Here is a 13,940-nt window from a genome sequence, read left to right on the forward strand (position 1 = left end):
TTATCCTTGCTTAGGCACTTCAATTAAAATGGCATCTCCTTGACCGCCGCCACTGCAGATCGCTGCGATGCCCAATCCCCCTCCGCGGCGTTTCAGCTCATGCATCAGCGTTATGATGATGCGGGCACCACTCGCCCCGATTGGGTGACCTAATGCTACAGCCCCTCCATTAACATTCACTTTTCCCGGCTCGATGTTGGCAATTTTTCCACTGGCCAGTGCAACCGCTGCAAATGCTTCGTTCACTTCAAACAAATCAATTTCCTCTATCGATTTATCTGTCTTCTTAAGGAGTTCATTTATGACCAAACCTGGCGTTTTAGGGAAGTCCTTTGCTTCCACCGCTACTTCTGCATGACCTAAAATATAGGCAAAAGGTGTTTTCCCTTCTTTTTCCGCACGTTCCTCACTCATCAATACGAGTGCACCTGCCCCATCATTGACACCTGGTGCATTACCTGCCGTAATGGTCCCCTCATTATTGAAGGCTGGACCTAATTTAGCTAACTTCCCGGCAGTTGTATCTTTTCTAGGAGCTTCATCATGTTCGATGGTAATTGGTTCGCCTTTTCGTACCGGCACCTGTACGGAAATGATTTCTTCTGCGAGAATACCGCCATCGATTGCCTTTATCGCTTTTTGATGGCTCTCGTAAGCCCAGCTATCTTGTTCCTCACGGGTGATTTCAAGATCCTCGGCAGTACTGTTTCCGTAAGTCCCCATATGGACGCCCGTAAAGCTGCAGCTTAGTCCATCCGAAATCATCGTATCCCTCAGTTCCCCATCACCCATCCTTAGTCCCCACCTTGCTTTCGGAAGGATATAAGGCGCATTGCTCATCGATTCCATTCCGCCGGCAACAATGATTTCTTCTTCTCCTAAGCGAATGATCTGATCAGCCAATGTGACGCTGCGAAGTCCTGATGCGCATACTTTATTAATGGTTTCCGTTTTCACTTCCCAAGGCAATCCAGCATGTCGGGCCGCCTGACGGGACGGTATTTGGCCTTGGCCTGCTTGAAGCACGTTCCCCATGATGACCTCGTCTACCAGGCCGCCTTCGATCCCTGCCCGAACAAGTGCCTCTTTGATCGCTATTCCACCAAGTTGTGATGCCGTCAAACTGCTAAGACCGCCGCCAAATTTACCAAAAGGTGTTCTCACACCGCTAATAATCACTGTTTTCGCCATCATTATTTCCCCCTATAAGTAACATTGATTGAACGCTCGCTCAATTTGGAGTAAAAAAAATAGTGTTGTAAGCGCTTTATAATATATTATATTACACATTTTTCTCAAAAATGAAAATATTTAGTTTATAAAAAATTTGAAAATATTGCCTGCTTCCATTTGATCTAACCATTTAGAAGAAGCAGGCAATTCCATTTAAAATTAAGAGGCAATCGATTTATTTTCACCAATGACCGCTTTTTCCAGTAGTTCAGCTACATCATACGTTTTAACATTTTCCTCAACTTCTTTTGCTTTCGTCCCATCAGATAGCATGGTCAGGCAATAAGGACAACCTGAACTGATCACTGTTGGACTGACGGCTAGCGCTTGTTCGGTACGGGCCACATTAATGCGGTTTCCTGTTTCCTCTTCCATCCACATCAAACCGCCTCCAGCTCCACAGCACATTCCCTTCTCGCGATTACGCTCCATCTCAATAAGTTTCACACCATCGATGGACTGCAAGATTTCACGAGGCGGGCTGTAAACTTCATTGTACCTTCCCAAGTAACAGGAATCGTGAAATGTAATCGTCTCATTCACGGGATACTGAGGCACCAACCTGCCTTCACTGACAAGTGTGGCTAACAGTTCAGTATGATGGTACACTTCCGCTTCCAAGCCAAAATCCGGATACTCATTCTTAAAGATATTGTATGCATGCGGATCGATCGTCACGATTTTCTTAATTTCATTCTTCTGGAATTCTTCTATATTTTTCATTGCAAGCTCCTGAAAGACAAACTCATTACCCAATCGACGCGGAGTATCCCCTGAGTTTTTCTCCTTATTTCCGAGAATTGCAAATTTGACGCCCGCTTCATTCAATAGTTTAGCAAAGGAAAGGGCAATCTTCTGGCTACGGTTATCGTACGATCCCATTGAACCTACCCAGAATAAATACTCGAATTCTTCGTCTGCCTTTTTCAATTCCTTCACGGTAGGTATGCTGACATCTTCCCGAAGGCTTCGCCAATCTTCCCTCTCTTTACGGTTCAGTCCCCACGGGTTTCCTTGACGCTCAATATTCGTCATGGCACGTTGCGCATCAGGATCAAGTCTGCCCTCTGTCAACACTAGGTAACGGCGCATATCGATGATTTTGTCGACATGTTCATTCATTACCGGGCATTGATCTTCACAATTCCGGCATGTGGTACAAGCCCAAAGCTCTTCTTCCGTTATGACTTCGCCAATCAGGCTCGGACTGTAAGCCTCGGTTGCTGCAGCAGATTCCTGCGCCCCCTGTGCGGCACCAGCCAAAGCTATCTTATTTCCCTTCGTATTCCCAAAAACAAAAGATGGCACCCATGGCTGCTTCGTTGTAACGGCAGCGCCTGTATTTGTTAAATGGTCACGCATCTTGATTATGATATCCATCGGTGACAGCATTTTACCGGTGCCTGTAGCTGGACACATATTCGTACAGCGCCCGCACTCCACACAGGCATAGAGGTCCACCATTTGGTACTGCGTCAAATCTTCAATATATTTGGCACCGTAATATTGGTTGCCTTCTTTGTCGAAAACCTCTTCTTCCAAATCAACCGGTTTCAATTTCCCCGGATTGTCCAGCCGGTTCAGGAAAACATTTATTGGACCGGCAATCAAGTGTGCATGCTTAGATTGCGGGATATAAACAAGGAAAGATAATATGATCAGTAAATGCAGCCACCAAGCTACATAAAAAACGACTGTTGCCGCTGTTGACCCCATCCAGCCGAATAGGAAAGCGATGCTTGATGCGACTGGCTCTGACCAAGTTGCATCGTGTCCATGCCAGATCATTCCCATTCCATTCCCCAGTAATACGGTGATCATGATACCGGTGATGAAGATGACAACCAAACCTGCTTTGAAATCCCTTTTCAAGCGAACGAGCTTTTCGACATAACGGCGGTATGCCGCCCACAGGATTGCAACAAGAACAGTAAGCGTTACAATTTCCTGAAAGAAAGTAAAGGCTGGATAAACAGGGCCAAACGGTAAATGCCACCCCGGCCTTAAGCCTTTAACGAAAAAGTCAAGTGCACCAAATTGCACTAAAATGAAACCATAAAATAACATGGCATGAATGATCCCGCTCTTTTTATCTTTAAAGAGCTTCTTCTGTCCAAATACATAAACCCCTATTTTAACAAGACGATCTTTCACACGGTTATCAAATTCCACTTTTTTGCCAAGTTTTATATAAGCTATACGGGTCTTTATCAAGTAGACAAACAAACCGGCGGCGTAAGCGGTTACAAGCAGGAATGCAACTAAGTTGATCCACAGTAAACCATTCATTTCCATGCAGACTTTCCCCCTCTTTAGTAAATTGCAAAATGCCAGGTACCTTTTTGGGAAATTTGGCATTTTTCTGAAATTTAATTAATTCCATTATATAATGAATGAGCATTCAGTCAACTTTTTTCTTTCTAAAACCATTTAATTTTTCTGCATCTTAATATTATAATTCGACAGTTTCTCGTATTACCCTTCTTCATTCTAAAAAAATGAAATCCTCTCCCCACTTTTTAATGGTTACTAACAGGGAATTAGAGCCAAACTAAATATAATCATTTAGGGGGGATTTTTTTGAAGATAATCACTACGATTGCCTCTATATTTTTATTGATCTTCTCTTGGTGCTGGGTTGATTTCAAGATAGGGCATAAGCGTTATTTGAAGCACGCAACCAACATAAAATACCCGACTCGGAACAGCGACATGACTGTATTCACATCAGGGAAACTCCTGTTTGATGATTACATGAAGGAAGTAGAGCAAGCTAAGGATTCAATCCATATTCTTTTTTATATTGTAAAAAATGATAAATTCAGCAAGGACTTTTTGAAGTTACTGCAATCAAAAGCGGAAGAGGGCGTGGAAGTGCGTCTTTTAGCCGATTGGGTAGGAAGTAAAAAGATGTCCCGCCAAATCATTCAGGAGCTAACTAAAAGCGGTGTTCATTTTTCTTTCAGCTTTAAGCCGAAACTCCCCTTCCTTTTCTATACAATACAAAAAAGAAATCACCGTAAGATTACGGTGATAGATGGAAAAATCGGCTATCTTGGCGGCTTTAATATCGGTAAGGAGTATATAAACCAAGGGGAGAAGCTGAACCCGTGGAGAGATTACCATTTAAAACTGACCGGGGAAGGGGTAAAGGACCTTCAGGAAGTCTTCCTCTCGGATTGGTTCTATGATACAAACGAGGATTACAGAGGAACGCCTGCTTATTTCCCGACATTGACTCCCGGAACGCAGGCACAGCAGTTTGTCGTCACGAATGGCAGTGATCTTGAACAGTCACTTACACACATAATTCGGCAAGCCACTAAAAAAATCATTATCGGGACTCCATATTTCATTCCCAGTGAAACTTTATTTCAAGAATTAAGGGAAGCACTTGCACGCAATGTCTCCGTTACGATCATCGTACCTGAAATTTCAGACCATGCCCTTGTCAAGGAGGCTTCTTTTCCCTATTTCCGGGTACTAATAAAAGAAGGGGCTGAAATCATGCAATTTCAAAGAGGGTTCTACCATTCTAAAGTGATTCTGATCGATGATATAATGTGTGATATCGGTACGGCTAATTTTGATAAACGCAGTTGTTTTTTAAATAGTGAAATCAATTGCATCGTATTTGACCGGACATTCATAGAAGATGTAGAAAAGGAGTTGGCGGTGGACCTAGCCGAATCCAAGCTGCTAAACGGGGACGCGCTTTCCAACATCAATGTAGTCCGTTCAGCAAAAGAATCGCTGGCTGCCATGCTTTCTCCTTTTCTTTGACATCCCGTTCCTCAAGGAGAAAAATATAATGAAAATAAGATTTGGATTCGTATCCAATGCCACCTGTTTATGGGAAGCTTCTCCGGCTAAGACACTTACTTACAAGCGATATAGTTCACTTGGCGCCGAAAAAGGAATGGAAAAACTACTGGATGTGACAAGGCAGAACATTGAAAATACCTTAAGGGTCCTTCAATATAACACGGCACACCAAATAGAAATATACCGGATGTCCAGTTCCATTGTTCCTTTAGCCACACATCCCGAACTAGAATGGGATTTCGTTACACCTTTAAAAAAAGAGTGGAAACAGCTTGGCGATTGGGCCACTGCACACAAGATGAGGATCAGCTTTCATCCCAATCAGTTTACTCTGTTTACCAGCCCAAAACCCGAGATTACACAAAATGCCGTAAAAGATATGGAGTTCCATTATAAAATGCTTGATGCAATGGGCATTGCGGACACCTCTTTCATCAATATCCATGTCGGTGGGGCCTATGGTGATAAAGAGTCCGCCCTTGTAAGGGTTCATGACAACCTTAAATCGCTGCCTATGCACGTCAAGGAAAGAATGACTTTTGAGAATGATGATAAAACCTATACAGCATCTGAAACCCTGAGCGTATGTAAGGGGGAAGGCATCCCACTTGTATTCGATTATCACCATCATCTCGCAAATCTTTCAGATGAGCCGCTTAACGAACTTCTCACCGAGGTATTCACCACTTGGAGACAAGCAGGAGCGGTACCAAAGATTCATATTTCATCCCCAAAATCGGCAGGTGAATTTCGCTCGCATGCAGATTATATCGATTTGGACTTCATCATGCCCCTTTTTAAAGTGCTGAAGGGTCTTGGACAGGACGTCGATTTCATGATCGAGGCCAAGATGAAGGATCGGGCAATGTTGCAGCTGATTGAAGATATAGCTAAGGTTCGTGGTGTAAAAAGGGTGAGCGGCGGTGCCGTCGAGTGCTAATTAACCTAAAAAAAAGCGGCTTGTTTCGTTAGAAACAGCCGCTTTTTCCATTACATTTTTTCCGGTGCCGATACCCCGATGATGGCTAATGCATTCTTTAAGGTAATTTGGACGGATTTGACCAGTCCTAAACGCGCCTTACTTCTTTCCATCTCTTCAACATCCAAAACCTTATCTGCATTGTAGAAACTGTGGAATGTAGAAGCCAGGTCGAATATATAATTCGTCATGCGGTGAGGCATCCGTTTTTCGGCTGCTTCCGCAATTGCCTGCGGGAATTCTCCTAATTTCTTCAAAAGCTCCACTTCTTTTTCAGTAGCTAGGGCAGAGAAATCAGTGACGCCCTCATAGCTGATCCCTTGTTCCACACCTTGGCGTAAAATGCTAGAAATCCGGGCATGGGCATACTGTGCATAATAAACCGGGTTTTCATTGGACTGTGAAACCGCAAGATCCAAATCGAAATCCATATGAGTATCCGCACTTCTCATCGCAAAGAAATAACGGGTTGCATCGAGACCCACTTCATCAATAAGATCACGCATCGTAACCGCTTTACCGGTACGCTTACTCATCTTCATTTTCTCGCCATCCTTGTACAGGTGAACAAGCTGGATGATTTCCACTTCAAGCTGCTCGCGTTTGTACCCCAATGCTTCGATTGCCGCTTTCATACGCGGTATATAGCCGTGGTGGTCTGCACCCCAGATATTGATCAGCGTTTCAAAGCCGCGCTCCAATTTATTACGATGATAGGCAATATCCGGTGTCAGATATGTGTAAGACCCATCCTGCTTAATAAGCACCCGGTCTTTATCATCGCCTAGTTCAGTAGAGCGGAACCATGTAGCCCCATCTTCCTCGTAGACATGGCCCCTGTCCCTCAACACTTTGAGTGCCTCATCAATTTTACCGTCTTGATATAGAGATGTTTCGGAGTACCATACATCGAATCCGACACGGAAATTAGCCAAGTCCGTTTTCAGTTTTTCCATTTCATATTTCAAGCCATACTCACGGAAAAATTCAAAACGTTCCTTTTCATCGGCATTTACATATTTATCCCCAAATTCACTGGCAAGCGTTTTACCGATGCCAATGATATCTTCGCCATGATAGCCGCCCTCCGGCATATCCTTTTCGAGGCCAAGCGCCTGGAAATAGCGGGCTTCTATAGAAATGGCCAAATTATTAATTTGGTTTCCTGCGTCATTGATATAGTATTCACGTGAAACATCATAACCTGCTTTAGAGAGAACATTACATAATGTATCACCTACTGCTGCACCACGGGCATGACCAAGGTGAAGATCACCGGTCGGGTTCGCGGAAACGAACTCCACTTGGATTTTTTCGCCTTTACCAAAGTCACTTTCCCCATATGCTTCATCCACTTTCAAAATGACAGGAACCAATTCTGTCAAATAGGAATTATTCATGTAGAAGTTGATGAAACCAGGTCCTGCAATCTCAATTTTTTCGATGGATGCTTTTGAGTTGTCAAAGTTTTCGATGATTGCCTCTGCTATCATCTTTGGCGCTTTCTTTGCAATCTTCGTTAATTGCATGGCCATATTCGTGGAATAATCTCCGTGTGTCTTATCTCTTGGCAGTTCCAATACAACATTTGGAATCTGCTCTTCCGTTGCCAACCCAGCTTTAATGACTGCCGCTTTAATCTCTTCTTTCAGTTTTTCCTGTACCTCTTTTACTATATTCATGCGCTATGCTTCCTCCTTGTAGGAAATCGTCATCTCATATTGACCGGGTTCGCTTCCCTGCATATGTAACGTATATTTAAGGACAAGTTTCCCTTGTTTGGTCTGTTCATCCCATTGATGATGTATCTTCTTCGCGGTCGTCCGTAATCCTAACCTGCCATATATACTTTCATAATGTCCATTTGTCGCTTCCTGCAGGCGGAAAAGCTGCCTCATTTTAATGGCGCCATTTCTAAGCAGGATCGTTTCATCCGGTTTGTGCTTGATGGTCGTTTGTGTTTGACCGGCTTCATTTTCCTCTTTATATTGCAAATATAAATCTGCACCTTTATACATTTTTGTACCAAATGTCACCAGCTCATACGTTTCCGTTTCTGAGCCGTGCATGATTTTTGTCTGTAAAGTCACTTTAATAGCATGCTTATCTATATCATGAAGAGTCAAAGCTACACTTCCTTCATCATGTCGTTCTTAACTTTATAAGTATAAATATTCTTCAAGGAAGTTTCAACTTGGAGCGGAAAATAAAGTGTAAATCCAAAAGTGTGGGGATAAACTGTCGAAATCATGTTGTTGCCATTCATTTGATTTTAACGCAATAATGACTCATTGGGGCGGAATTATTCAAAAAGGGTCCTTCAGGAATAAAATTCTTTTCCTGAATGGATAAAAAAAGACCATTCCCGCAAAAAAAACGGGAACAGTCAAGTCTTCCATCATTAACCTTTTTGAACCCAACCTAGAATCATTTCGCGAATCAGCTTGCTCGCCGTGTTCGCAGTTTGCTCGGATGGATCATAAATCGGTGCCACTTCTACTAAATCGCAGCCGACTACATTAATCTCGGACCGTGCTATCTCATGAATCGAAGCCAAAAGCTCTTTGGAAGTGATGCCTCCACAATCAACGGTTCCTGTCCCTGGCGCGTGCGCAGGATCAAGAACATCGATGTCGATCGTCACATATACAGGACGACCAGCTAACTGCGGCAGTACTTCTTTCAGAGGTTCAAGAACTTCAAATTTAGAGATGTGCATGCCATTTTCTTTTGCCCATTGGAATTCTTCCTTCAAACCGGAACGAATGCCGAAAGAGTATACATTTTTCGGGCCGATAAGTTCTGCGGATTTACGGATGATGGACGCATGGGAAAGCGGCTCCCCTTCATAATCCTCACGTAAATCTGTATGGGCATCCATATGGATGATGGCCATATCGGGATACTTTTTGAACATGGCTTTAATGACTGGCCATGTGACAAGATGTTCCCCTCCCATGCCCATTGGGAACTTACCTGCATCCAACACGCTGTCGACAAATTTTTCAATCATATCGATACTGCGCTGCGGATTGCCGAATGGTAATGGAATATCCCCGGCATCAAAGAATTTAACTTCCTCTAATTCACGATCTAAATATGGACTGTACTCTTCCAAACCAATCGAAACTTCACGAATCCGGGTAGGGCCGAATCGAGAACCCGGACGGAAACTTACCGTCCAGTCCATCGGCATGCCGTATAGTACAGCTTCTGATTCCTCAAAAACAGGGTGGCTTTTAATGAATACATTGCCTGAATAAGCTTCATCGAATTTCATGGTCCACGCCTCCCTTATTTCACTAAATCTTGAACGAATTTAGGCAGAACGAATGCTGCTTTATGAAGTTCTTTTGTATAATATTTAGTCTCCATTTCATGGAAACGATCTTCAGTCACTTCTAATGGATTATATTTTTTCGACCCGATCGTGAATGCCCAAAGGCCGCTTGGATATGTCGGGATATTCGCTAAATACAGGCTAGTGATTGGGAATATTTCTTTCACATCTCGTTGTACATCGCGAATTAAGTCCGCTTTAAACCAAGGGTTGTCGGATTGTGCCACAAAAATCCCGTCTTCTTTCAAAGCTTTGGAAATCCCGGCATAAAAACCTTTTGTGAATAAATTGACAGCAGGTCCGACAGGTTCAGTCGAGTCAACCATGATCACGTCATATTCATTTTCACTTTTGGCGATGTGCATGAAACCATCCCCAACTTGTACGTCTACACGCGGATCTTCAAGCATGCCTGCAATTTCAGGCAGGAATTTCTTTGAGTATTCGATAACTTTCCCATCGATATCAACCAATGTAGCTTTTTTTACGCTTGGGTGTTTTAGGATTTCACGGATAACTCCTCCGTCCCCTCCGCCTACAACCAAAACGTTTTCTGGATTAGGATGGGTAAATAAAGGAACATGGGCTACCATTTCATGGTAAACGAATTCATCGCGCTGTGAAGTCATTACCATGTCATCCAGCAATAGCATATTGCCCCACTCTTCCGTTTCAATCATATCAAGCTTTTGAAACTCAGTTTGCTCCGTATGTAAAGTACGATTCACTTTCATCGTAATACCAAAATTCTCTGTTTGTTTTTCAGTAAACCAAATGCTCATTTATTAACGCTCCTTTTCCATTTCATATTGTCAGTTACCTTATAGGTTCCCCAAAATCGGTATAGTCATTAGCTAGAAAAATTATAGACGAATCTAGCAGAATTGCAAGATAAATTTCATAAATGCAGTTCTTATGTTTAAAATTTTCTTTTTTTTCCATAATAGTAATAGATACTAGATTCTTACCTGATAAGAGAGGTGAAAGCAATGGAATTGATTCCAAGCGAACGATTTAAAAGGACAACTAAATATGTACGGGCCATCATCATCCTTGCCACAATCGGGCTCACGATACTCTTTGTATTGCTTCTCTCCTTACTGATTTATGCAAAAATATTAGGTCCTCCCCCTTTGGTCGTACCGCAGTCCACTCTCTATTATAGTGATAATGGAAATGTGATCGGTGAAACAGATAATGGCCAGAAACGTTATTGGGCCGGAATGGAGTCGATTTCACCACAGCTCATCCAAGCGACTGTCGCCGTTGAGGACCGCCAGTTTTACACTCATAATGGATTTGATATAAAGCGGATCGGCGGTGCCATCCTTGCTGATATTAAGGCAATGTCCAAAGTCCAGGGTGCAAGCACTATAACCCAGCAGTATGCCAGGAACCTGTTTCTTGGGCATGACAAAACGTGGTCGCGTAAGTTTAATGAGGCTTTTTATACGATACGTTTAGAAATGAACTACTCCAAAAAGGAAATTCTAGAAGGCTATTTAAATACGATTTACTATGGCCACGGCGCATATGGAGCCCAAGCTGCAAGTCAATATTACTTTGGCAAGGATGCCAAGGATTTGACTCTTCCTGAAGCGAGCATGCTGGCCGGAATACCAAAAGGGCCGTCAAACTATTCACCATTGGATAACTTTGAAAAAGCGAAATCCAGGCAGAAAGTTGTCCTGCAAGCCATGAAAAACAAAAACTACATTTCAGGAAAAAATATTGCGGAAGCGTTACGGACATCCCTTACATTAAAGGGCGAGCACGGAACGGTCACCAATAAGACCGCTCCCTATTTCCAAGATGCCGTCAAACAAGCTTTAAAGTCCCAGCTTCATTTGGATGACCGGACGATCGAGCTCGGCGGGCTTAGGGTCTATACTACTCTGGACGAAACCCAGCAGGATGCCGCCGAAGAGGCTCTTTCCAATACCATACCCAACTCTTCAGGCATTCAAGCCTCGATCGTGGCAATGGATCCTGATTCCGGGGAGGTCCGTGCGCTCGTCGGCGGTAAAGATTATTCCGAGTCGCCATTCAATCGAGCTACACAGGCCGTTCGCCAGCCTGGTTCAACCATGAAGCCATTGCTATATTATTCAGCGCTGGAGAACGGGTTCACACCGTCCACCACCTTAAAGAGTGAGACAACTACATTTTCTTTCGATGATGGTCACTCATCTTACACACCGCATAATTACAACCATCAATATGCGGAAGGCGAAATCACGATGGCCCAAGCCATTGCTCTTTCCGATAATATCTTCGCCGTAAAAACGCACTTGTTCCTTGGGGAACAGACATTGGTCGATACGGCGCATCGTTTCGGAATCACGGCAAAGATGGATGCGGTTCCTTCCCTGGCACTTGGTACGTCGGGTGTAAGGGCGATTGAAATGGTGAACGCATATAGCATTCTGGCCAACGGCGGCAAGAAGGTTAAGCCCGTGTTTATCAAAAAGGTTGAAAATCAAAAAGGTGAAGTGATTTTTGATGAAAATGAGAAACCGGAACAGATTTTGGATGAGGACAAGGCATTTGTCATGACCCAGATGCTAACAGGTGTTTTCGATAAAACCTTAAATGGCTATACGAAAGTGACCGGTAGCACCATCAGTTCCCAGCTGACCCGCCCATATGCCGGCAAATCAGGCTCCACCCCGACGGATAGCTGGATGATCGGTTACACACCGGAGCTTGTAGCAGGAGTATGGACTGGATATGATCAAGGCAAAAAGATCGAGATCCCTGCTGAAAAAGGCTATGCAAAGAAAATCTGGGCTTCCTATATGGAAAAGGGTCTAGAAGGGAAACCGGCAAAATCGTTTAAGGAAACCAAAAATGTGATCGGGGTAAACGTGAATCCGGTAAGCGGAAAATTGGCCACAAAGGATTGTCCTGTCTCAAGATTGACTTATTATGTTAAAGGAACCGAGCCTGTTGAATACTGTGCCGAGCACTTTAAGGGTGAGGATCCGAAACATGCCCCAAAAGAAGAACATAAAAAGGCCCCGTGGTACAAAAAAGTCTTAAAACCTTGGGGATAACGAAAAATCCCCGAAGCCGGCAGCGGCTTCGGGGGTTTTTCTGTCCTAGTTCCACAGTGACTAAACTGCTGTCTTTAAGTTTACTGATTTTATCGCTTTCCTACAAGTGCATTTTTCACTAAACTTAACATTTCATCCATTAAACAAGATTCAAACCGTCAATGATTCCTTCAGCTGATCTGAAGAACGCTCCCACATTCCTGCATCATGGTTTTTCAGGAAGTCTGCAAGCACACGCTTTGATTTATCGTCCATGTCCTCGACGATGATTTTTCGTTTCAGCGATTTATCCATCCGGTTAACATGCTCCGGAAGCGATTTGTAACCGCGTCTAATTGACCTGTCGACCATCATTTCACATGCCGTCACACCTGCATAGTGAGGACCGTTTTGAGTGGCTTCAATGGTCACCCAAACAAGCCAGTAAGGTTTGGCATTCGGGACTTCCTCTTTAGTCTTTAAAAACTTGATCCCTTTTTCCACTGCACTTCTTGCATGCATCGCGCCGATATCGACCTCTGCTTCACCTGCATCCACATCGATGATGACCGGAGAAATATTATCGAGCGTCAAAACCCCTGCTCCATATCCGCCATGACCTTCTGTAGGGTCGTTTTTTATAATATTAAAGCCGACCTTTTTCTTTGGTTGTTCTTCCATGTTTGTATCCCCCTTTATCGTTTGTCATTCCTTATTATTGATTAAAAAAACAAAAGTGAAAAAAATTGACTCAGGATGCCTCCTACAAATTTAATACCAGTATCCATAATCGGTCTGATTGTATAATCGCCCAGCGGTGTGATGATCAGAATCAAAAAAATAAGGGAGCCATATTGTTCATACTGGGTCATTTTTGCCCGCAAGTCAGCTGAAACAAGATCCTGTACGATCCTATAACCATCGAGCGGCGGCAGCGGTATCAGATTAAATACAAATAAAAGGACATTTAAATTTATGAGTATATTTAAGAACGGCTCGACGAAAAACGGTAAATCAGGTCCAACTCCTGCTGCAAGCAATCCGTAAAAAATCAAAAACCCCAAAATTGCAACAATCAAATTACTGAACGGACCGGCAAAAGAGACGAGCACTCCTGCCAATTTTGGATTTTTGAAATGAAAACGATTAACCGGTACAGGTCTCGCCCAACCAAATCCGGCTATTAATATCAGCAATGTTCCGATCGGATCCAAATGGGAAATCGGATTCAATGTGACTCTTCCTTCATTCTTTGCAGTCGGGTCACCGAACTTATAGGCCACATAAGCATGGGAAAATTCATGAACCGTAAATGCGATTAACAGTGACACAATGACATAGGGAAGCTGCTCCAAAGGATAAACCAAAAACCGTTCTATTTGCTCCAAGAATTGCATCGATAGCTTCTCCCCCATTGTTTATTACCGTTAGTATACATCAAAAGTCCAAGAAGTGAAAAAACTCTGACTTCCGTGTCTTGCAATTCTTTTTCCATTGTGAAACACTACAAGATAAGAGAGGAAGGGGT

At 43.3% G+C, this 13,940-nt stretch carries 11 protein-coding genes; 3 read left to right on the forward strand and 8 right to left on the reverse strand.

Going from position 1 to position 13,940, the window contains the following annotated elements:
- Both ACQKFG_RS15980 and ACQKFG_RS15985 read right to left on the reverse strand, forming a co-directional pair.
- Entirely contained in the window at positions 1–1,191 is a 1,191-nt protein-coding gene (locus ACQKFG_RS15980; RefSeq protein ID WP_349728659.1) for an acetyl-CoA C-acetyltransferase, read from the reverse strand.
- Positions 1,192–1,392: 201 nt separating this feature from the next.
- Positions 1,393–3,522, reverse strand: a complete 2,130-nt coding sequence (locus tag ACQKFG_RS15985; protein ID WP_192208094.1) for a heterodisulfide reductase-related iron-sulfur binding cluster — start codon at positions 3,520–3,522, stop codon at positions 1,393–1,395.
- A gap of 291 nt (positions 3,523–3,813) precedes the next feature.
- Here ACQKFG_RS15985 and cls point away from each other — a divergent pair, with 291 nt between their 5' ends.
- Entirely contained in the window at positions 3,814–5,016 is a 1,203-nt protein-coding gene (gene cls, locus ACQKFG_RS15990; protein ID WP_427560536.1) for a cardiolipin synthase, read from the forward strand.
- Between the two features lie 28 nt (positions 5,017–5,044).
- Entirely contained in the window at positions 5,045–5,998 is a 954-nt protein-coding gene (gene uvsE, locus ACQKFG_RS15995; protein WP_427560539.1) for a UV DNA damage repair endonuclease UvsE, read from the forward strand.
- Positions 5,999–6,048: 50 nt separating this feature from the next.
- On the opposite strand, the gene argS is transcribed toward uvsE, so the two are convergent.
- The 4 genes from argS to speE all read right to left on the reverse strand — a co-directional run bounded on the left by argS (position 6,049) and on the right by speE (position 10,159).
- Positions 6,049–7,719 carry an arginine--tRNA ligase gene (argS, locus tag ACQKFG_RS16000; RefSeq protein ID WP_342614836.1) on the reverse strand — a complete coding sequence of 557 codons (1,671 nt, stop codon included), beginning with the start codon at positions 7,717–7,719 and terminating at the stop codon, positions 6,049–6,051.
- A gap of 3 nt (positions 7,720–7,722) precedes the next feature.
- Positions 7,723–8,163 carry a DUF1934 domain-containing protein gene (locus ACQKFG_RS16005; RefSeq protein ID WP_192207281.1) on the reverse strand — a complete coding sequence of 147 codons (441 nt, stop codon included), beginning with the start codon at positions 8,161–8,163 and terminating at the stop codon, positions 7,723–7,725.
- Positions 8,164–8,438: 275 nt separating this feature from the next.
- Positions 8,439–9,317: an agmatinase gene (gene speB, locus ACQKFG_RS16010; RefSeq protein ID WP_192207282.1), complete on the reverse strand. Its 879-nt coding sequence runs from the start codon at positions 9,315–9,317 to the stop codon at positions 8,439–8,441.
- A 14-nt stretch (positions 9,318–9,331) separates the two neighbouring features.
- Positions 9,332–10,159, reverse strand: a complete 828-nt coding sequence (gene speE / locus ACQKFG_RS16015; protein ID WP_192207283.1) for a spermidine synthase — start codon at positions 10,157–10,159, stop codon at positions 9,332–9,334.
- A gap of 207 nt (positions 10,160–10,366) precedes the next feature.
- Here speE and ACQKFG_RS16020 point away from each other — a divergent pair, with 207 nt between their 5' ends.
- Positions 10,367–12,433: a transglycosylase domain-containing protein gene (locus tag ACQKFG_RS16020; RefSeq protein ID WP_427560544.1), complete on the forward strand. Its 2,067-nt coding sequence runs from the start codon at positions 10,367–10,369 to the stop codon at positions 12,431–12,433.
- 150 nt (positions 12,434–12,583) lie between these two features.
- Here ACQKFG_RS16020 and ACQKFG_RS16025 read toward each other — a convergent pair whose 3' ends face one another.
- Both ACQKFG_RS16025 and ACQKFG_RS16030 read right to left on the reverse strand, forming a co-directional pair.
- Positions 12,584–13,093: a YwhD family protein gene (locus ACQKFG_RS16025; protein WP_063589657.1), complete on the reverse strand. Its 510-nt coding sequence runs from the start codon at positions 13,091–13,093 to the stop codon at positions 12,584–12,586.
- Between the two features lie 41 nt (positions 13,094–13,134).
- On the reverse strand, positions 13,135–13,809 hold the full coding sequence (locus ACQKFG_RS16030) for a site-2 protease family protein (RefSeq protein ID WP_427560548.1): 675 nt from the start codon (positions 13,807–13,809) through the stop codon (positions 13,135–13,137).
- Positions 13,810–13,940 lie beyond the last annotated feature (131 nt).

The organism is Peribacillus sp. NPDC076916 (assembly GCF_050269675.1).
Classification (GTDB): Bacteria; Bacillota; Bacilli; order Bacillales; family DSM-1321; genus Peribacillus; species Peribacillus aracenensis.